The organism is Phytoamicus setariae (assembly GCF_016722925.1).
GTDB lineage: Bacteria > Pseudomonadota > Alphaproteobacteria > Rhizobiales > Rhizobiaceae > Rhizobium_E > Rhizobium_E setariae.
This window is the reverse complement of record NZ_JAEQNC010000002.1, coordinates 71,410-91,668: the sequence shown is the minus strand read 5'-3', so window position 1 is coordinate 91,668 and position 20,259 is coordinate 71,410. Positions and strand designations below refer to the sequence as shown.

Genomic DNA, 20,259 nt, shown 5'->3' with positions numbered 1-20,259 from the left:
TGGGTGGAGATCGGGACGTGGCGAAAAACGGAGACAGCGCACGGATCATCGTCGTCGATGACGAGGAGCACCTGCGCGAAATGGTGGCAGAATATCTGGCTGGCCAGGGTTTTGACGCGCTTGTCGCATCCGGTGGGCGCGCACTCGATGCCCTGATGGCAGAAGCGTTGCCGGACCTGATCCTGCTCGACGTCAATATGCCCGAGGAAGACGGCTTCTCCATTGCCCGGCGGCTTCGGGCACGGGGCAAAATACCCGTCATCATGGTGACAGCCGCAGACGATGTCGTTGACAGGATTGTCGGGCTGGAGGTCGGCGCTGACGACTATGTCACCAAGCCCTTCGATCTCCGGGAGTTGAAGGCGCGCATCCGCGCCGTGCTCAGGCGCACCGACGGAGCAGCCCAGCCCGCCGCCAACGGCCGCCCGATCCATATCGCGGAAAACGACATGCTGATACCGTTCGGCAAGCTGATGGTCGACCGGGAGGGGCGACGTCTGACCCATCAGGACGGAACGGAAGAACCGGTCACCTCCATGGAGTTCGACCTGATCGAAGTCTTCCTCGCCAATCCTTACAGGGTGCTCTCACGCGACCGGCTGCTTGAACTTGCGCATCGCAAGAATGACGATCCATTTGACCGGTCGATCGACATTCGTGTAACCAGATTGCGCAAGAAGATCGAAGAAGATCCATCCAAGCCACAGACAATCAAGACTGTGCGCGGAGCCGGATACATTTACTCGCCACCGAAAAGGGTCCCATGAACCCACCATTCGACATGACCGAGACCGGCGTACGCGAGCAGCAACTCGCCGACACCATCGCGCGGCTGGCCGAAAGCGAAGCGCTGCATCGCGCCATCGTCGCAACGTCTCTCGACTGCCTGATCATCGTCGATGGAGACGGTCGCGTGGTTGATTTCAACCCGGCCGCCGAGCGCCTGTTCGGATATAGCCGCGCGGAAGCCCTCGGCCGCGAAATCGGCGCGCTGATCGTTCCGGAAAAGTACCGTGCGGCCCATTATGCCGGCATGGCGCGCTATATATCGACGGGCGTTACCAGCGTCATCGGCAAGCGGGTGGAACTCGAGGCTATGACGCGTGACGGAGCGATGGTGCCGGTGGAACTGGCGCTGGCAGACGTCTCGGTCGGTGATACCAGGTTCTTCACCGCGCATATTCGCGATCTCTCGGCCGCCAAATCGGCGCAACTCGAGATCGAGCGGCAACGCGAAAGCCTATACCAGAAGGAGAAGCTGGCGGCGCTGGGCTCCCTGCTTTCGGGCGTCGCTCACGAACTCAACAATCCGCTGTCGATCGTGCTCGGCCAAGCCATGATGTTACGCGAAATGATCGGCCGGCAGGCGAATGCGTTTGCCGGCGGGCAGGATTTCACCGACCGGGCGATCCGCATCGAGACAGCAGCCAACCGCTGCGCCCGCGTCGTCAAGACATTTCTGGCCATGGCCCGCCAGCGCAAGGCCGAGCGCAACTACGTATCGATCGCGAAAGTGGTGGCAGATGCCGCCGAACTGCTGTCCTACAGCCTCAAGACCAGCGACGTGATGGTGGAGATCGAACTTGAGAAGGGCCTGCCGGAAACCTTCGCCGACGCCGATCTCATCCACCAGGTGCTGGTCAACCTGATCGTCAATGCCCGCCAGGCGCTGGAGGAAAAGGGCGGCGCGGACCGTAGGATATGGCTCTCGGCGACCCATGAGAGGGGCAATGACGCCATCGTCGTTCACATCCGTGATAATGGCGGCGGCATTCCGTCCAGCATCCGCAACCGCATTTTCGATCCCTTCTTCACTACCAAGCCGCAGGACCATGGCACCGGCATCGGACTGGCCGTGTCGCGCGGGTTGATCGAGGCGCATGGCGGCACGCTGGACCTGGCCATACCGCAACCCGACACCGGCGCAGAATTCGTGATCCGACTGCCGATTGCCGGCAAGAACGGCGCCGACATCGAGACCGTCGACAATGTGTCGTCGCACAACGCACCGGTTGTCCGAGCGCAGGCGCATGTGCTTGTTGTCGACGACGAACCGGATCTTGCCGAACTGATCGCCGAAATTGCCGGCGGACTTGGCTACAGGACAACGGTCGCCACAAGCGGACATGCCGCGCAGCGGCTGATCTCGGCATCGGAATTGCCCATCGCGGCAATCCTCTGCGATATCCGCATGCCCGATGGCGACGGCCCAGGTCTCTATGACTGGCTTTCAGCCAACCGGCCGGAACTCATGTCGCGCATCGGCTTTGTGACCGGCGACACGCTCGGCCCGTCGGCAGGGCGCTTCCTTGCGCGCACCGGATGCCCGGTGATCGAAAAGCCGTTTGCGCCGGATGATATCGCGCGTGTGCTGGACACACTCATCACCTGAGACAGCCTGACAGGTCCGAAACAATTGAAACAAAATTCCGTGTTGCCGGCAGTTCTGATGAAACAGTGAGCCTTCATGCTGTGTCCATCGATAGAAGGAACACAGCCATGGACGACAAGACGATCCAGATCCTCGAAGAGACATTCAGGGAATTCTCCGGCGGCGGACAGGAATCCGCAGCCTTGTTCTACGAGCGGCTGTTTGCGCTCGACCCCTCGCTTCGGCGCTTGTTTACGCATGTCGAGATGCGCACCCAGCATACAAAACTGATGGCAGCGCTGGGACTGGTGATCGCCAGCCTGCGCGATCTTTCCAAGGTCGTGCCGGTGCTGGAGGGGCTGGCGGTGCGTCATGTCCGCTATGGCGTCGAGGAAAGCCACTACCAGACGGTTTGTGCGGCCCTGATCCAGACACTCGCCATCAGCTTCGGCGACCGCTTCACCCCTCCGGTTCGCGCCGCCTGGGTGCTGGCCTATGGCATCGTCAGCGGCGTGATGATCGCGGCGACACGGCAGGCCGGAGCGGGCATGCAAGCAGCAGAGTGAAGCTGCGCCGAACAAGCAAAGGCGACCGGCAGCCGCGTCGATGCGGCCTGCCGGTCCCGGTCAGAACAGAAAGTCTGCCGCCGAGAGGTCGGACTTGTGCATGTCTTCGATTACCAGCCGGTTGCCGCCCGAAAAGCTGATCACCACATCATCGCCTGACTGCTGGATGTGGCTGGCGAGCTGGCGATAATTCGATACGCCGGACAGGTGGGAGAAATCGATGCGGTCCTTGCCGTCGGTGAAATCGGTGATGATATCGCGCCCGAAACCGTTGTTGAAGACGAAGATATCCGCCCCCCTGCCCCCGGCAAGCTGATTGTTGCCGCGATTGCCGGTGATGACGTTATCGAGAGCGTTGCCTGATGCCTCCATGTTGCCCTTGCCGAGCAGCTGAAGGTTTTCAATGTTGGCGCCGAGAGTCCAGGTGTATTTCGACTGGACAGTATCTATCCCCTCGCCCGCCTTCTCCCTGATCTGCAGGGGTATGCCGACGACATAGATGTCGTTGCCCTTACCGCCATAGACCGTGCCGGTCACCTCGCCCTTGAGCGAACTGAACCAGTCGTTGCCGCCGCCGAGCTTGACGTCGCCGAACAGTGAGCCGGTGTTGAGGATCTTTTCCTGGCCGTTGCCCGACTGCAGCACAAGGCCCGATTGCGTATAAACCGCGCCCGTATTTGTGAAAGCAGTCTCTCCCGTCGACGTGATCCGGATGGCGGCGTTCTTGGCGCCGAGGCCTTCCATGATGTGAGAATTGGTGATCAGCGCATCGTCTCCCGACACCAGGAACGCCGTCTTGCCTTTGACAATCGACGTGGTGGTGACGATGGCGTCGTCGCCGGCGATATGGATCGCTGTTCCGGCGGCGGAAACCGTACCGTAGTTGGTAAGACTCAGCCCGTCGCCCGACGACAGGATGCCGGTCTTACCCTGAATCAGGCCCGTTGTCTCGATCGATGCGCTGTTGCCGGTCGTGCGGATCCCGGCCGCTCCTGAGCTGATGATGTCGTCCGTATTGGTGATCGCCGCCTTTCGACCCGACGACAGGATGCCGTCCTTGAACGATTCGATATCGCCCGTGTTGTGAACGACAGCAAAGGCTCCGGAAACGACGACACCCGCGCCGGCGGTCGAGTGGAGCTCCAGGTTATTTTCCACGAGAACGCGGTCGCCGCTTGCGACGATGGCATCGGCGTAGGCCGAGATCGTTCCGTTATTGAAGATGTTGTCGCCAATCCCGGAGGTCACGATGACGGAGCCCGCAGTCGACGTCATGATGGCCGCGCCGTCGTCGTTGCGGATGATGTTGCCTGCGCCGGTGAACTCGAGGCCCGTGCCTACCGTTTCGAACCGGGCCATGTTTTCGAACGTCACGCCGCCGCTCAGGGCCACGATGCCCTTGCCGCCGCTCTCGAACAGGCCAGTCGAATTGTCCGTCTTGTCGATCCGGATCATGGCTTCGCAATCGGCCAGGCCGACGGCGCCGAGTTGCATCGCGACCGGCCCGTTGACGGACCGGAGCGTGCCGACAATGGTCAGAGACCATCCGGTGACGTTTCCGGCTGCATCGACGGCGAGCGCGCTCGTCTCAACCGTGACGTTCTCCTCGATCTTCCAGACCTTGTCGGAATCATCGATGGTGATGATGGTGTTCTGGTTGGTATAGATATTGCCCATGGTCGCTCCGGCATCGCCATTGCGCCGGACGACGCAATGACCCGCAGTGTTCAGATCTTCAGATCAGGTTCGGCGCCGCCTTCCACTGCAACGTCCACCAGATCCGAGACCGCCTCCGCCTCGAGCTCCACCACCCATAGATCGCTGTCGAACCTTGCTTCACGCGCAAGCACTTCATCAATCGCCCCCGCCTCGGCCTTTTCGATACGGATCTCGAATTGGCGGCCGCTGGGCTTGCCCTCGCCGAAGTACGCTTGTGGCGCCGGGGCATAGAGTGTTTCCAGTCCATCGCGAAAACGCTGCCGGATGAAGATCGCGCCGGCTTCCATCGCCCCCTTGCGCTCGATCGCGGCAAAGCCGCCCGATGAAAACACCCGGCGGACAAGAGCGGAAACGAAAAAATCTGAGGTAACGCGCATGGCCTGCCATAGAGCCGCAGGGGCTCAAAGTCAAAGTCCGGTTCAGATGGCGCCGATCGACTGAAGCTTTTTCAGCACCCGTTCGGACGGCTCTCCCGTCACCGGCAGCCGATAGCTCTTTTCAAAATTTCGGATTGCGGTGCGGGTGGCAGCACCTGCCACGCCGTCGACCTTGACATTGGCATAGGCGAGACCGGACAGCGCCTTCTGGATCTTCATCACCAGTTCCACCGGAGCATCCTTTTGCGCCTTCATTGGCGTGGGAACATCCTGGGCGGAGGCGCGGATGAGCTCGGCGACATCGTCGGCCCTTCGTGCCGTACTCGCCGTCTGGTCCATCGACGGTCTTTCGTCCGGAATGACGGCGACGGCCTGGTCGATATTGCGGATGCGCGCAAGCAGCTCCTTGCTCGGTTCGCCCGTCATCTCCAGCCCCTCGGTCTCCTGGAAGAAGACGATGGCCGATGTGGTCCTCGGGCCAGTCAGTCCGTCTGCCGGCCCATCATAGAGACCGCGGCCAGCCAGCGCTGTCTGTATGTCGCGCACGAGCGGCGAGGCCGACGGAGTTGCCGGCCTGGCGGCATCCGCGGCATTGTCCTCGGATTGGCGTTCGATGCGGAACGTGGTGACGCCAGGATCGCTATCGTCGGCACCGGCTTTGGAAACCTTGACCGGCGTTACGCCGTCAGCTTCGAAAGCGCGGGTAGCCAGGAGCGGCGCGGGATGATGCTTCGGCTGATACCAGAGGGCATTGGCTGCGACGAAGGAAAACACCACGCTGAAGCCTGCGACCCCGCCGAGCAACCTCGGATGACGGGCGATCTGCGCGCCGACCGAGTGCAGCATGACCGCGACCGTCGAAGGCCCCTTCTTTTTCTTCACGCTCCGTTTGTCAGGCGATTTTCGCTTGGACGCTGCCATGGCGGTTCTCCCCTGTTTCCAGTTCAATCCCCTTATCGCGCAGGCGTGGCGGAAACTCGACGGTTTCGCCACCGTTGTCGTCCTGACCATCGAGCGGCAGGGTGACTGTAATGACCGTTCCCGCCCCTTCTTCGCTTTCGATGGCAAAGGTGCCGCCGTGAAGCGCAACCAGCCCCTTGACCAGCGCAAGGCCGAGCCCCGTGCCGTCGTAGCGGCGGGTATAGTCGTTCTGGACCTGCATGAAGGGCTGGCCGATCGATGCAAGCCTGTCGGCGGGAATACCGATACCGGTGTCGCTGACGGCGATCTTTAGCAAACGGCCTTCCGCCACAGCATCGATGGCGACCACGCCGCCCTCAGCGGTAAACTTGATGGCGTTGCCCGCCAGGTTGATCAGCACCTGCTGGACTGCCCGGCGATCGGCAACCACCTCCTCCAGGCCGCGGGCCACACGTGCGGTCAGCACCACGCCCTTGGTCCTGGCCTGCAGGCCCAGCATCTCGTCGACGGTACGGATCGCATCGGCGATCTGGAAAGGCTCCTTGACCAGATCGTAGCGGCCCGCTTCGATCTTCGACATATCGAGCATGGTGTTGACGACTGCCAGCAGGTGATGGCCGGACTGATTGATCAGGTCGACATATTCCCTCTGGCGATCGTTTTCCAAGCGACCGAAATACTCGCCCTTCAGAATGTCGGAGAAGCCGAGAATGGCATTGAGCGGCGTTCTCAGTTCATGGCTGACGGCGGCGAGAAACCGTGTCTTGGCATCGTTGGCGGCCCGCGCCTGCAGGTTCCAGGCGTTGGCCTCCCCCTTCAGCGCCGATTCCTCGCTTCTGTCACGTGTCTGGGCGAGAAAGCCGGCAAAACTGCCGTCGGCAGCATAGTCCGCCGACATCTCGATGCGCACCGGGCGATAGCCGCCATCGATGCTGCGGACAGCGAAGAGCAGGTCGGTCGTCGTGCGCCGCGCACCTTGGCGCAACTCGTCGATCGCGCTCAGCCAGGCAATGCGGCCGCCGAGATGAATCTGGTCGATAAAGGCAGTGCCGTCGGCATGAGTGGCTGCGAAACCGAATGTCCGACGGTCGGCGCCATGGGCCGAGATCACTCCACCCGCTGCGTCATGACGGGTAATCAGGCCAGGCAATTGATCCAGCGGGTCAGTTATGGGAGCCGACACCTGGCGTACGGCAGCAGCCTGCCGGCGAGGCAGGAGGTCGCGGGCAGCGACGCAGCCCACCACACTGACGGCCAGAATCGCAGACGCTGCGGGCAAAGCGGAAGACCAGGCCTGGCCGGAACGAATCATAAGGGAAAGGGCGAAAGCAGAAGCGGCAGTGGCGGCAGCAACATCCAGCGGAAGCAAGCGCGAACGATCAGGCACGGCGCGCGCTGTGCGGCTTCCGGCACGGGCTCCTTCCAGTAAGGAAAGTGCTTTCGCAGCGATGTTACTCAATACTCTCAACGCGACCGGATCCATTTCCAAGGGCTTCATGCCGATGTCTGGAAAATCGCATTCCGGGCTTAAGGAAACGATAAAATGCCCCCGCCGGAAGACCCAAAACGGCCCCGTATTTCCTAAAACGGCACAGGTTCGGCGAACTTCGGAAATCGTGGTTAACAGGGCGTAACCGCTTGAAAATCCTCATTTTGGTACAGTCTGTTAACATTTGCGGCAAGCCCATCCGGCGCAAGTGCCTGCAACCTCAGGGCCACGCCGCCATCATCCTTAACAACGATGGCTCGAATTCGAATAAAAACTGGGAAAAACCCCATACAAATGCCGATCATTCAAATTTTAGGCAAATTTGATGTGAATCGTCGTGATTGGCTGAAGGGGTTGTTGGCGCATCGCTCCTATTGTCGCCTCATCCGAACCGGCACAGATGCCGCCAACAACAGAACCGGAGCTCCGGCTCCGATACACGACACAGGCAAGGTTGAGACAATGTGGTTTTTGATCCGCGGCGTTTTCTGGTTTTCACTGGTGCTGGTGATGCTTCCGATTTTTGACCAGGAGGCGGCCACCCGCCTGCAGAGTGAAAAGGGCGTTGAACTCACCGATGCGCTCGGGGCCGCCGCCGGCGCCATCTCCTATGTGGGATCGATGTGCAGCGAAAAGCCCGATGTCTGTGCCCGTGGCGCCGAAACCTTCACGGCGCTGGGCAGCCGTGCCCGCGAAGGCGCCCGCGTTGCCTATACCTATCTCGATACACAGTTTGCCGATGAAGCGGCGACGGCGAAGGCCGATCAGGTGCTGACCGGTTCCGTCGTCGCCAAGGAGCAAGCCATCCGCATCCCCATTCCCGAGCCCCGCCCGCAAATTTGAGGCTCCGACGTTTCTGACTGCCCCTGCCCACCAGGGTTCCGACCCTGAACTTGTCATTCCTGACACGCCGCAAAGACCCCTCTTTGCGGCGCTTTTTTTGTGCGTGGCTCACGGGCGCACCTTTGATGTTCCATGCGAATGTTTCGTGCCGCAGAAACAATTGAAACAAAACTTTTGCCGTTGAAACATCTGGCTGCGCCGTCCTTGCCAGTAGTCAGGCACTCACACCATCAAGGCGGACACATGCTGCAGATTCACCCAATCACTGGCGAAATTACCGTCGCCTACTCCATGACCACGTCTGATACCGCATACGTTCTTGGGAAGAATGCATCAATCACCACGACCAGCGCCGACGCGCTCTACCAGGCGAGTGGCGTCAGCAACAATCTTGTCGTGGTAAAGGGGCACATCGCTGGCGGGACCGCCGATCTCGACTCTGCAGTGACGCTTTCGGGCAAAGACAGCGAGATCAGGATCGGCAAGACGGGTGCGATCGGGGCAGACACGGGCATTGAGCTTGGCGGCTTCGATCAACTGGTCGTCAACCACGGCAGGATAGACGCGAGCGGATTTGGAATATGGGCGCAGAGCAACGGGACGATTGAGAATTACGGCCGCATCAGTGGTGATCAAAACGGGTTCATCTCCGGTGGCGTTCATTCGGTCAGTGTTTTCAATGGCGAAGGCGCGCGCATCACGTCTCAGGTCGCTGCCGTCCAATTCAGCGGCACTTACGACACCGCTTCACACTTCACCAATGAAGGCCTGATCGACGGCCCTTGGGCTTTCTCCTCCGCATATGGGAACGAGACGGTCATCAATCATGGCCGCATGAAGGGTTCGATCACTATGGGCGAAGGCAACGACACTTTCGACAATCGCGGCGGCAGCGTCGACCACGAGATTTCCGGCCAGAAAGGCGATGACAGGCTGATCACGGATGACGCCAATGTTCATCTCAAGGAGGAACTCAACGAGGGAAGCGATACAGTCCTCGCAACGGTGAGCTACAAACTGACGCCGAATGTCGAAAATCTCGTCTTGCGCGGCAAGACCGATATCAATGGCATCGGCACTGATGCCGACAATTCGCTTACCGGCAACAACGGCGACAACCGGCTGAAGGGTCTTGCCGGCTTCGACTCTCTGAACGGCGCTCGCGGCAACGACATCATGACCGGCGGCGCCGGGGCCGATTTGTTTCTCTTTGCAAAAGGCGGCGGCCGAGACGTGATTACCGACTTTGCCAGCGGGGCAGACCACATTGACCTCGGCGGCCAGGATGTCATCGCTGATTTCAATGACATGATCGACAACCATGTCACCGCGTCGCATGGCGATCTGGTGATCCATATGGGCAAAGACACGTTGACCCTCGAAGACACTGACATCAAGGATTTGAGCTGGCAGGATTTCTACTTCTGACAAACAAAAGAGAAGGCCGATCAGGTGCTGACCGGTTCCGTCGACGGCAAGGAGCACGCCATTCGCATCCCCGAGCCCCGCCCGCAAAGCTGAAGCTCTGACGTTTCCGACTGCCCCTGCCCACCAGGGCTTCGACCCCGAACTTGTGATTCCTGACACGCCGCAAAGCCCCCACTTTGCGGCGTTTTTTTTTTGCGGGGCGGATCCGCCGCCGCCAATATTCCAGAATGACGATGCCTTCGACCTCGAAGAGCATGGGGTCAATCGCAAGCTTGGGGCCGGGAATCTGCCTCGCGCCGAGACCATGAATAGTCGTCATTTCCTTGATGATACGGCACCGGATCACCCCGGCATTCTGCGCTAATGCCGTGGGCATCGGGGGGACTGCCGCGCCACGGCTCCCGCCTGTGCCCCAACACGCTATGATTTCCGCTCGCGCCAGAAGCGGTCATTGCGGTTGACTTCGCGCCAAGCGTCAAATCAGTTGAAAAGGCTTGAAACGCTTTGATCCCTGGCCGTGCGTGCGAGGGCCTCGCCAATCAATGGCGCGATAATGATGCGTCGGATATTGGAGGTCTGACGTTGAGCTTCGGTTTCGAGAATGGAATCGGTCACGACCAATTCCTTGAGGTTGCTGGCACCGATACGTTCGCAGGCACCTTCGGAAAGTACACCATGGGTGATATAGGCCGAAACCTCTTTGGCACCAGCTTCCAACAAGGCTTCAGCCGCGTTGATCAGTGTCCCGCCGCTATCTACGATGTCGTCGATCAGAAGACAGCTTTTCCCCGACACATCACCAATGATGTTCATGACTTCCGACGCTCCTGCGCGGGGTCGGCGTTTGTCGACGATTGCAAGATCGGCACCAATGCGCTTGGCGATGGCGCGAGCTCGCGCCACGCCGCCCACATCGGGCGAAACGATCATCAGATTCTTCGTGTCGTAGTGCTCCTCAATGTCGCGGGTCATCACGGGCGCTGCGTAAAGATTATCAGTCGGAATGTCGAAAAAGCCCTGAATCTGATCGGTATGGAGATCGACCGTTATAACGCGGTGGACACCTGCACCAGCAATCATATTGGCTACCAACTTTGCCGAGATCGGAGTGCGGCCAATGGCGCGACGATCTTGACGGGCATAGCCGAAGTAAGGGATTACGGCAGTGATACGGCGGGCAGATGAGCGGCGCAGCGCATCAGTCAGGATAAGCAGCTCCATGAGATGGCCATCGGCTGGGGTGCTTGTTGACTGGAGAATATAAACGTCTTCGCCGCGCACATTCTCATGAAGTTGAACGTGGATTTCTTGGTCGGCAAAGCGCTTGACCGTACAGTCTGTGAGGGGAAGATCTAGGTAATTGGCAATGGCTTCGGCAAGGGGGCGGTTGGAGTTACCGGTCACCAGCTTCATTAGCGCGATCCTGTTTCAAGGAGCCTACGGGAACAAAGATTTGTGTTCGCAGGCACCTTTAGAGTATGGCGCGTGGAATCACAACTAAGAGTTTCGTTTTTTGCTAAATGGCCGGTTTGGGCCCACAAGCGGACGCTCAACAGCAGCAGGTACGCGCCCTTTGAGCAGTCTTTAAACTGACCGCGAGGTTATCTCGAGCATGGGGTGTCGGAATCTCGTCTAGCCAATCGTCTTCAAGACAGACAGCGATGGAGAACAACGATGACCATTACGATTACCGCCTTTGAACGGTCGCCCGATGGCGGCAAGGGCCTGGCGCGTGACATGCGCGTTCGCTGGGCGCTCGAAGAAGTGGGCCAGCCTTACGACGTTCGTCTTCTTTCGTTTAAAGCGATGAAGGAACCCGCGCATCTCGCGCTTCATCCGTTCGGGCAGATTCCGACCTATGAAGAAGGCGATCTCGCCCTGTTCGAGTCGGGGGCGATCGTGTTGCATATCGCGGAGCGCCATGCGGGCCTGCTGCCAGACGATACAAATGCCCGGGCGCGCGCGATCAACTGGATCTTTGCCGCACTCTCCACGATGGAGCCACCGATCGTTGATCGCGAAATCGCCAGATTCCTGGAGGGCGACAAGAGCTGGTACGAAGAGCGCCTGTCCATGGTCCTGGGCCGCATCCGCAAGCGGCTGAGCGACCTTTCCGCTCGTCTTGGCGATGCCAACTGGCTTGACGGCGAGTTCAGCGCCGGTGACCTTCAGATGGTGTCGGTGCTGCTGAGGTTGAAAGGATCAGGTATGCTGGACGAATATCCGAATCTCTCCGCCTATGTTGCCCGCGGCGAAGCGCGGCCCGCATACAAGCGTGCTTTCGACGCTCAGTTGGCGGTTCTCACCGCCGCATCGACCGGCTGACAAAGGTCCGCCCTGGGCCAACACCGGACATTGTGGCATTTGCAAGCTTCCCTATCTTCTGATCACGCTACCTTACGGTAAAAAACATACTGGGCTGGGAGATACTCGTTTGTTCGAAGATCAGTCGTTCAGCATCCCCGTCGATCAAATAGAATGCCGCCTTTCAGGTGACTTTCACCTACATGCCGCTGTGGAAGAGATTAGAAAATCGAATTGGGAGGTTCTCCGCACCAATCGACCGTCAGCCTTCGACGGCGTTTTATTGCGCATGGCATCTCATCAACTTGAAGGTGGGCGGCTAACCCTTTCTACAAGTCGCACTTCCTTTTCCGCTTACATGGCTACACGCCATCCTGAATTTTATGTCGAGAACACGAAAGCGGCGCGCGCCGATCCTCTCGGATTAACAGCAATTGTGCTAACCGCAGACGACCACGTAATTGTCACAAAGAGAAGTCTAACGGCCGATCAGAACCCAGGTGGTCTCTATTTCGTCGGGGGCTACGCTTGGCCCGGTGCCAGCGACGGCCTTGTTGACCTCTTCAATGAAGCCGCACGCGAAATAGAAGAGGAAATCGCAGTTGTTGATATCGCTCGATTTGCATCGTTTGCTATCGGTCTCGCGTACGACCCGGTGTTCTGCCATCCAGAATTGTTTCTGTTAATGCCTAGCAAATCTACTGCGGCTAACATCCTGACGGCGGCAGAACATGCGCCAGATCGGAATGAAGCATCTCAACTCCTCGCCTATCCCATAACCGATATTCTCGATGAGAATGGCCCGTTGGTGAGCATGCCAAAGACGTGGAGTTTCATCAAAGCAAGGCATTTTCTCCACCAGCATTTGATCTAGTTTGCGGCATCCACACGAAATGCAGGTGGCACATACACGGACCGCGACCTTCCTCGTTCCTTATCTGGCAAACCGACGCGCACCCGCCACACATAGGATGACCGCCACCGTGACGGCGAGCATCCCCCAGGTCACGGATTCGTGCAGCAGGGTTGCGGCCAGCGCCAGTCCGAAGAATGGCTGGAGAAGTTGCAATTGCCCCACTGCGGCAATGCCACCCTGTGAGAGACCACGATACCAGAACACAAAGCCGATGAGCATGCTGAACAGCGAAACATAGCCGAGGCTGATCAGTGCTGGAGTCTCGATGCCGGGGAACGTTGGGGGCATGTAGAAAATCGTTATGGCGATCATCAGCGGCAACGACAGCACAAGCGCCCAGGAAATCACCTGCCACCCGCCGAGCGTTCGCGAAAGCTTGCCACCTTCGGCATAGCCAAGCCCGCAGACGATAATCGCTGCCAGCATCAGCAAATCGCCGACCGGTGATGCCGCAATGCCCTGCGCCAGTGCGAAACCGGCCACCAATGCACTGCCCAGAACGGAGAACAGCCAGAAGGCTGGCTTCGGTCGCTCTCCGCCTCGGAGCACACCGAAGAGCGCTGTCGACAGCGGCAGCAGACCGACAAAAACTATGGAATGCGCGGAGGTGATATGTTGCAGTGCCAACGCCGTCAGCAACGGAAAGCCGACCACGACGCCCAAGGCGACGATGGCCAGCGACACGATCTCGCTCCGGCTTGGCCATTTCTGTTTCAGCAGAACGAGCAGGCCAAGGCCCAGAATTCCGGCGATAGCCGCTCGCGCAACGGTGAGGAAAACCGGATCGAACTGCATCACCGCCACGCGCGTGGCAGGAAGCGATCCGCTGAAAATCACCACACCAACAAAACCGTTGATCCACCCGGCTGTTGCCCGATCCATCATCCACTCCCTCATCAACGCGCTGCTTATCGGACATGGCCGTTGGTATTGCCAGTGACAGTATGATACAGTTTTCAGAAACTGTTATGGTCGATGGAGCAATACAGATGACTGAGGACGCTGCAGGACGCACCCGAATGTCGGTGGTCATGGATACCATCAGACAGCGCATAGCAGGCCGGAGCTTGACGCCCGGCGCAAAGCTTCCGTCGGTCAGAGGGCTTGCCTTGACGATGAAGGTGTCGACCTCGACGGTCGTCGAAGCCTATGAGCGCCTGGTTGCCGAAGGCGCGATCCTGTCCCGACCCGGTTCCGGATTTTACGTCGCCAACCAGGCAGCCCCGTTCGCGCTGGCAGAGGTCGGACCAAAGCTGGATCGCGCAGTCGACCCGTTCTGGATCTCGCGTCAGTCCCTGGAAGCCGGTGATGGGGACCTCAAGCCGGGTTGCGGCTGGCTCCCGCCCTCATGGCTGCCAGAGGATAGCGTTCGCCGAGCCCTGCGGACGTTGTCGCGTGCCGATGGGTCAACCCTGGCCGACTACGGCTCCCCACTCGGACTGCCTCCACTCCGGCAACTCATTGCCCGACGGATGGCCGAACGCGGCATCGAAGCATCGCCAGATCAGATTATGCTGACTGAATCCGGCACACAGGCCATCGATTTGCTGTGTCGCTTTCTCCTCGAACCCGGCGACACGGTGCTGGTCGATGATCCCTGCTATTTCAACTTCCATGCGTTGCTGCGCGCCCACCGGGCAAAGATCGTTAGCGTGCCGTACACGCCGGCAGGCCCGGACATACAGGCCTTTGCAACAACGGTCGCGGAGCATCGGCCACGTCTCTACATCACCAATTCCGCTATTCACAACCCGACCGGGGCAACTCTTTCCCCCGTGGTGGCCCACAGGGTTCTGAAGCTCGCGGATCAATTCGATCTGACGATTATCGAGGATGACATCTTCGCTGAATTCGAGCACACGCCAGCGCCGCGCCTGGCAGCGTTCGACGGGCTCGACCGCGTCATTTACATCGGCAGCTTTTCGAAGACCTTGTCGGCGTCGGCGCGCTGCGGGTTCGTCGCAGCCAAACCGCAATGGATCGATGGCCTGACCGATCTCAAGATCGCCACATCATTTGGTGGCGGCCGGATGACCGCGGAACTGGTTCTGAACGTATTGAGCGACGGCAGCTATCGAAAGCACCTCGAGACCATCCGACATCGTCTCTCGCTCGCAATGAGCACTGTTTGCGCCAAACTGAAAAACCTGGGCGTGACACCCTGGCTGGAGCCCCAGGCCGGAATGCTGCTCTGGTGCCAACTGCCTGATGGCATCGACGCTGCGGATGTCGCACGTGCTGCCTTGGAACAAAAGATAGTGATGGCACCAGGAAACGCATTCAGCTTGTCGCAATCGGCCACGAACTTCATGCGCTTCAACATCTCCCAGACTCTCGATCCCCGTATCTTTGACGTGCTCGGCAATATTCTGAAGGATCGGCGACATTAAACCCACGAGGGTTCCGACCCTAAACTTGTCGTTCCTGACACGCAGCAAAGCCCCCTGTTTGCGGTGCTGTTTTTGCCGGCGGCAAGCGCCTCAAACTGTCCATTTGGGGGAATAGCCAGAGGCAGTTGCTCGCCCAAAAGTGGACCATGGGTGTCAGGCAAGATCGCGCCGCACACGAAATGCACAAGACATAAGTGCAACGATAATCCTTTTTGTTGTAGCGCTTGTTTCTTCTTGCTATAGTAGATTTTATTATCATATGCTAATTCTCCAGGTCGGGAGGGCATGACATTGGCAGGCGGCCGATTCAGCCCGAGGAGCAACATTTCGCTTGGAGGTTAGGATGGATATCACTCGTCGAGCCGTGTCGATCAGCGGCCTTGGTTTGCTTGCCACAAGCGGTCTCTCACCGGCACATGCCTTCGACGATCCGTTCCTTGATCCTTTCGAGGGAAAAAGCGATTTCTGGCTGGCGGTGGAAGCCTACACCTAGGGCTATCCGCTGGTCACGATGGAGATGACGCGGCGGGTCATCACCAATGTATCCAAGCTTAAGGGTACCAAGGGACCTATGGGCCAGATAATCAAGTTACGTGAATATCCGGACGCGTCCTTTACCGATGTCACCGCGCCGAATGCGGACACCCTCTACACGTCGGCATTCATCGATGTCGGCAAGGAACCATGGGTTCTGTCGATCCCGGAAATGAAGGACCGGTATTTCCTGTTTCCCATGCTGGACGGATGGACGACCGTCTTCCAAGTGCCCGGGAAGCGGACGACGGGTGACGGAGCGCAGACCTACGCGATCACCGGTCCCGGATGGCAAGGCCAGCTGCCTGAGGGCGTTACCGAATACAAGTCACCGACAAGTATCGTCTGGATCCTCGGGCGCATCTATTGCTCGGGAACACCAGAGGACTACAAGGCGGTTCATGAAGCACAGGACCAGTGCAAGCTCGTGCCGCTCAGCAGCTATGGCAAGGACTGGACCCCGCCGCGCGGCAAGGTCGATCCCAAGATCGACATGAAGACAGCCGTCCGCGAGCAGGTCAACCGGATGGATGCGGTCGAGTACTTCACGCTGCTGTGCGAACTGTTGAAAACCAATCCGCCCACGGCGGACGATGCAGAGATCGTCGCGAAGATGGCTGAAATCGGGATCGTTCCCGGTCAGGATTTCGACAAGAGCAAGCTGGATGCCCGTTTCATCAAACGGATTCCCGAAGTTGCCTTCGCGCGCATCATGATGCACTTCAAGTTTAGCGACGGTGATATCAAGGATATCAACGGCTGGGGCTACACGACCAAAACCGGCATATATCGAACTGATTACCTGCAGCGTGCGCTGATCACCGCGGTCGGCCTTGGGGCCAACCGTCCCGAGGATGCGATTTATCCGACGTCGACGAAATCGAAGGATGGACTTTTCGCCAGAGCCTACAACGGCAAGGACAACTATGTACTGACCTTTCCAAAAGGAAAGACGCCGCCTGTGAAAGGGTTCTGGTCTATTACGATGTACAATGAAAAGTACTTCTTCGTCGACAATCCGATCAATCGCTACTCAATCAGCGCGCGGCAGGACCTGAAGCCCAACTCCGACGGCTCGATTGACATCTACATCCAGAGCAAGTCGCCTGGTGCCGAGAAGGAAGCAAATTGGCTTCCGGCACCGAAGGGCAAGTTCATCCTGATGATGCGGCTTTATTGGCCCGACGACAGCTCGCCGTCGATCCTGGATGGATCATGGGTCATCCCAGCCGTGAAAAAGGTGGGGTAGTCGGCAGCACCCAGATTGGTCCCGGTCCCGGCCCAAGGCCGGGACTTTTAGTTTGAGCCTTCAGTCAGCGCCCCCGAAACGGCAATCATAATGTCCGCCTTGAGCCACGAACTCCCGCCAACCGCATCTTCTTCGCGAGGCCGTTGCTTGCAAATGGCAGACACGCGTTTCGGTTCAAATTTGCGGTTTGCTCGTCGAGACGCTTTCAATGACGCGGCAGATTGCCTATATGGCAGGTAGTACAAGGACTGAGCCATGGCATCGATCGACCAGATACTCGAAGATTTCGCTTACCTCGAAGAGTGGGAAGACCGCTACCGCTATGTGATCGAACTCGGCAAGGCGCTGCCTGATCTTCCCGATGCCGACAAGACTGACGAAAACAAGGTGCGCGGCTGCGCCAGCCAGGTCTGGCTGGTGACCGACACAGGCGACGGTGCCGACCCGACGCTGGTGTTTCATGGCGATAGCGATGCCCATATCGTGCGCGGGCTGGTGGCGATCGTGCTGGCGATCTATTCGGGTAAACGCGCCTCAGAAATCACCAACCTTGACGCACTCGAGATCTTCCGCGGCATCGGGCTCGTCGAGCACCTTTCGGCACAGCGCGCCAACGGCCTGCGCTCCATGGTCAACCGCATCCAGCACGAGGCTGTCGCCAGGGTCGCGGCGTAGACCGACTCCTGTTATCCGACAAGATCCGGCCGGTATCCCTCATCACCCCAGGCATGGCTTTGGCGCGTCCGGCGCGGAGCGGGATTGTAGTGGCGGTGCAACTGCTGCAGCGCCGTCTTCAGCATCAGCTTGGCCGATCGCGCCGGCCACTGGCGTTCCCGCTCTACGGTTTCCAACCCCTTCTCGAAGCAACAGACATCGAGCGCCACGCCCGCCAGTTCCGGCCCCATCGCCTCGACTGCGCGCGACACCCGCAGCCGTGCCGCCAGCACGCTGTCCTTCATCTCCACGCCGGCACCGGGGGCGGCGCGCGTCCTGTTTCCCAGCCTCGGCTCATAGCTCGGGGTGATTTTCGGCTGCAGATTGGCGAACTGAAAATCCTGCGCCAGCCTGTCACCGGCCGACAGCGCATCGGTGGAAAACCAGACCTTGCCCGTTCCATCCCGCAGACGCGAAAGGGCGGCAAGCGGCGAAGCGCTGGAATTCAGCCGGACATGCCTGGCGCCATCGGCGTCCGCAATACGAACAACTTCGATACTCCTGTGCTGATCGAGAAAGGCTTCTTCCCGCGCAGCCAAAAAACGCCGGAGATACGGCCTGGCCTCGGATGTCGCAAACAGCTTTGCGTCGCGTACCAGGACCAGACCACGCGTTGCCGCTTCCGCGATCACCGTCCCGGCAAGAACGAGTTCACCACGACCGGGCCTTGCCAGCCGGCATTTTCCGTCCGGCCGGGCTTCGATCCGGCAACCGGCACTGCCAATGAAACGCAGCAGCCGGGCTATTTCCTTATTCATGGTATTTCCTCCGGACATTCAGGAGCGATGCGCGACCGGGCAGTAAAGCCCACCGACAATGCGTTCGACCGTGCCGATCAGCCGGTCGTAGCCCCGGTTGTCGCGCCGATCCTCGACGCGCGCGCAACTGTGGCCGACCGTCGTCCGGTCCTTGCCGAAGGCATTGGCGATTTCGGTCATCGTCAATTGCAGGACCACGTGGCAGACATACATGGAGATCTGCTGGACATGGGTCAGAGCGAAACGCTTGTCGCGTGCTGACGCATCCGGCTCGCCGATCAGTTGCACCATCTCATTGACGATCGAGCCCACTGTCCGGCAAACCGAGCGTACGGCCAACGCGCGACGCCGGCCCGGCATCGTGGCGCGACGCTCAATTTTTAACACATCCGAAGGGGGGACCGCCGACATGCGCCACGCTTGGGATCGACTGACGAGGCGGCGGTCAGGATCGCTTAAAATCGGCACATCAGGTTGTTGCTGGCTCGGGGAAACTGGCAAATCTGTTTTGCGAAAATTGCTGGTCATGCAACGTCTCCAGAAATAGGCTTATATTCCTATATCTAACTCCATCTCATGCAAATTCAAAGTAGATTCTTACAACCCATCCGGGATTTCAAACCGAAATCCATACTAAACCGCTGAAACACAATAGGATTTTTTTCTTACTTCAACGAAAAAAGGCAGCCCTGTCGGGCTGCCCTTTTTGAAAATTCAACCGTCTGGAACTGGCTTCAGGCGCGCTTCTTGCGGCCCTGGCCCAGACCCATTTCCTTGGCCAGACGCGAACGCGCTTCCGCGTAGGCAGGGGCAACCATCGGATAGTCCGCCGGCAATTCCCACTTTTCGCGGTATTGTTCCGGTGTCATGCCATAGTGGGTCATGAGGTGACGCTTGAGCGACTTGAACTTCATGCCATCTTCAAGGCAGATGATGTAATCGTTGTGTACGGACTTCTTAATCGGCACGGGGGGCTTCGGCTTTTCGACAACCGGAGCGGGAGCTTCCGCAGTGGAAGTGTTTGACAGCGCGGAATGCACATCCGCGATTAGGGAGGCTAGGTCTCCAGCCGGAACCACATGGTTTCCGACATAGGCCGCTACGATCTCGGCCGTCAATTCAACGAGCAGCTCCCTATTGCCTGCATTCATTGCATCGTTCATTTCTTTCTCCTGACTGATCAACTTGCCCTGCTCCGTTGCATTTAACTGCATCGAAGCGACCAATTCGTAGAGCCCACCGGGAGAAAGACCTAACTAACCTGTACCAGCACTACCCCTAATGCCAAAACAGCTATCTTTCTCATCAGCTCTCGCGACACCATTTTCGAACAAACCCACATTCCTCAACAAAACCGCCTACCAATAACGAAATTGGGACACGCAGCTCACATGAATCCTGTATACAGTTCAATAATGAATCAACAATATGGCTCTACTTCCGCCGGATTAACACTTTTCGGCGCGTTGTCCAATATAATTTTTTGACATTTTCACAAGAGACGAAATGATCATCACTGCATCAGATGTGATTTCCAGAAATACCATTAACGAAATATTGACTAACCCCAACAATTTCCCCAGCCAACTTACCGGCGTTTGTACCGTCAATACATAAAACCCCTAAAAACCCATGGGGTTGTGCTTATAACCACATGATTTAAATCCGTCACACTATGCA

Annotated in this window: 18 protein-coding genes and 1 pseudogene; 10 read left to right on the top strand and 9 right to left on the bottom strand. The window is 58.7% G+C overall.

All coding sequences use genetic code 11. The features are described 5' to 3' along the window. Positions 1 to 17 precede the first annotated feature (17 nt). From JJB09_RS03140 to JJB09_RS03130, 3 genes are all read left to right on the top strand, one after another. Positions 18 to 767, top strand: a complete 750-nt coding sequence (locus tag JJB09_RS03140; RefSeq protein ID WP_343228977.1) for a response regulator — start codon at positions 18 to 20, stop codon at positions 765 to 767. After that, entirely contained in the window at positions 764 to 2,392 is a 1,629-nt protein-coding gene (locus JJB09_RS03135; RefSeq protein WP_201652981.1) for a PAS domain S-box protein, read from the top strand. The genes JJB09_RS03140 and JJB09_RS03135 overlap by 4 nt, the downstream gene beginning before the upstream one ends. A gap of 107 nt (positions 2,393 to 2,499) precedes the next feature. After that, on the top strand, positions 2,500 to 2,937 hold the full coding sequence (locus tag JJB09_RS03130) for a globin family protein (protein ID WP_201652977.1): 438 nt from the start codon (positions 2,500 to 2,502) through the stop codon (positions 2,935 to 2,937). Between the two features lie 60 nt (positions 2,938 to 2,997). Here the strand turns inward: JJB09_RS03130 and JJB09_RS03125 are convergent, their stop codons facing one another. From JJB09_RS03125 to JJB09_RS03110, 4 genes are read right to left on the bottom strand one after another with little or no spacing between them, the layout of a single operon-like run. Continuing rightward, positions 2,998 to 4,614 carry a M10 family metallopeptidase C-terminal domain-containing protein gene (locus tag JJB09_RS03125; RefSeq protein WP_201652974.1) on the bottom strand — a complete coding sequence of 539 codons (1,617 nt, stop codon included), beginning with the start codon at positions 4,612 to 4,614 and terminating at the stop codon, positions 2,998 to 3,000. A gap of 50 nt (positions 4,615 to 4,664) precedes the next feature. After that, complete coding sequence (locus JJB09_RS03120; RefSeq protein ID WP_201652971.1) at positions 4,665 to 5,033, bottom strand: DUF1491 family protein; 369 nt, start codon at positions 5,031 to 5,033, stop codon at positions 4,665 to 4,667. Positions 5,034 to 5,075: 42 nt separating this feature from the next. Next, positions 5,076 to 5,954: a peptidoglycan-binding domain-containing protein gene (locus tag JJB09_RS03115; RefSeq protein WP_201652968.1), complete on the bottom strand. Its 879-nt coding sequence runs from the start codon at positions 5,952 to 5,954 to the stop codon at positions 5,076 to 5,078. After that, positions 5,926 to 7,452, bottom strand: coding sequence for a sensor histidine kinase (locus JJB09_RS03110; protein ID WP_246748560.1), 1,527 nt, complete (start codon positions 7,450 to 7,452; stop codon positions 5,926 to 5,928). The genes JJB09_RS03115 and JJB09_RS03110 overlap by 29 nt, the downstream gene beginning before the upstream one ends. Positions 7,453 to 7,905: 453 nt before the next feature. Here JJB09_RS03110 and JJB09_RS03105 point away from each other — a divergent pair, with 453 nt between their 5' ends. Together JJB09_RS03105 and JJB09_RS03100 are read left to right on the top strand one after the other, a co-directional pair. After that, the gene (locus JJB09_RS03105) at positions 7,906 to 8,286 is read left to right on the top strand and encodes a DUF5330 domain-containing protein (RefSeq protein WP_201654129.1); all 381 of its coding nucleotides are present in this window, start codon (positions 7,906 to 7,908) and stop codon (positions 8,284 to 8,286) included. 243 nt (positions 8,287 to 8,529) lie between these two features. Continuing rightward, complete coding sequence (locus tag JJB09_RS03100) at positions 8,530 to 9,714, top strand: calcium-binding protein (RefSeq protein WP_201652965.1); 1,185 nt, start codon at positions 8,530 to 8,532, stop codon at positions 9,712 to 9,714. 480 nt (positions 9,715 to 10,194) lie between these two features. Here the strand turns inward: JJB09_RS03100 and JJB09_RS03095 are convergent, their stop codons facing one another. Continuing rightward, the gene (locus JJB09_RS03095; RefSeq protein WP_201652963.1) at positions 10,195 to 11,127 is read right to left on the bottom strand and encodes a ribose-phosphate pyrophosphokinase; all 933 of its coding nucleotides are present in this window, start codon (positions 11,125 to 11,127) and stop codon (positions 10,195 to 10,197) included. A gap of 261 nt (positions 11,128 to 11,388) precedes the next feature. Here JJB09_RS03095 and JJB09_RS03090 point away from each other — a divergent pair, with 261 nt between their 5' ends. Together JJB09_RS03090 and JJB09_RS03085 are read left to right on the top strand one after the other, a co-directional pair. Further along, positions 11,389 to 12,039, top strand: a complete 651-nt coding sequence (locus tag JJB09_RS03090) for a glutathione S-transferase family protein (RefSeq protein ID WP_201652960.1) — start codon at positions 11,389 to 11,391, stop codon at positions 12,037 to 12,039. Positions 12,040 to 12,148: 109 nt separating this feature from the next. Beyond that, a complete protein-coding gene (locus JJB09_RS03085; protein WP_201652957.1) occupies positions 12,149 to 12,892 on the top strand; it encodes an NUDIX hydrolase in 744 nt (247 codons plus the stop codon). A 60-nt stretch (positions 12,893 to 12,952) separates the two neighbouring features. Here JJB09_RS03085 and JJB09_RS03080 read toward each other — a convergent pair whose 3' ends face one another. Further along, on the bottom strand, positions 12,953 to 13,816 hold the full coding sequence (locus JJB09_RS03080; protein ID WP_201652954.1) for a DMT family transporter: 864 nt from the start codon (positions 13,814 to 13,816) through the stop codon (positions 12,953 to 12,955). A gap of 86 nt (positions 13,817 to 13,902) precedes the next feature. Between JJB09_RS03080 and JJB09_RS03075 the strand changes: the two genes are divergently transcribed. The 3 genes and pseudogenes from JJB09_RS03075 (at position 13,903) to JJB09_RS03065 (ending at position 17,782) form a co-directional block, all read left to right on the top strand. Continuing rightward, positions 13,903 to 15,324, top strand: a complete 1,422-nt coding sequence (locus JJB09_RS03075; protein ID WP_201652951.1) for an aminotransferase-like domain-containing protein — start codon at positions 13,903 to 13,905, stop codon at positions 15,322 to 15,324. A gap of 343 nt (positions 15,325 to 15,667) precedes the next feature. Continuing rightward, positions 15,668 to 17,107 (top strand): annotated as a pseudogene (locus JJB09_RS03070) (DUF1254 domain-containing protein). Positions 17,108 to 17,362: 255 nt separating this feature from the next. Continuing rightward, a complete protein-coding gene (locus JJB09_RS03065; RefSeq protein WP_201652948.1) occupies positions 17,363 to 17,782 on the top strand; it encodes a SufE family protein in 420 nt (139 codons plus the stop codon). Positions 17,783 to 17,793: 11 nt separating this feature from the next. On the opposite strand, the gene JJB09_RS03060 is transcribed toward JJB09_RS03065, so the two are convergent. From JJB09_RS03060 to JJB09_RS03050, 3 genes are all read right to left on the bottom strand, one after another. Then, positions 17,794 to 18,579 carry a DUF6456 domain-containing protein gene (locus JJB09_RS03060; protein WP_201652945.1) on the bottom strand — a complete coding sequence of 262 codons (786 nt, stop codon included), beginning with the start codon at positions 18,577 to 18,579 and terminating at the stop codon, positions 17,794 to 17,796. An 18-nt stretch (positions 18,580 to 18,597) separates the two neighbouring features. Continuing rightward, the gene (locus JJB09_RS03055) at positions 18,598 to 18,990 is read right to left on the bottom strand and encodes a helix-turn-helix domain-containing protein (RefSeq protein ID WP_201652941.1); all 393 of its coding nucleotides are present in this window, start codon (positions 18,988 to 18,990) and stop codon (positions 18,598 to 18,600) included. A gap of 323 nt (positions 18,991 to 19,313) precedes the next feature. Further along, complete coding sequence (locus tag JJB09_RS03050) at positions 19,314 to 19,742, bottom strand: Ros/MucR family transcriptional regulator (RefSeq protein WP_201652938.1); 429 nt, start codon at positions 19,740 to 19,742, stop codon at positions 19,314 to 19,316. Positions 19,743 to 20,259 lie beyond the last annotated feature (517 nt).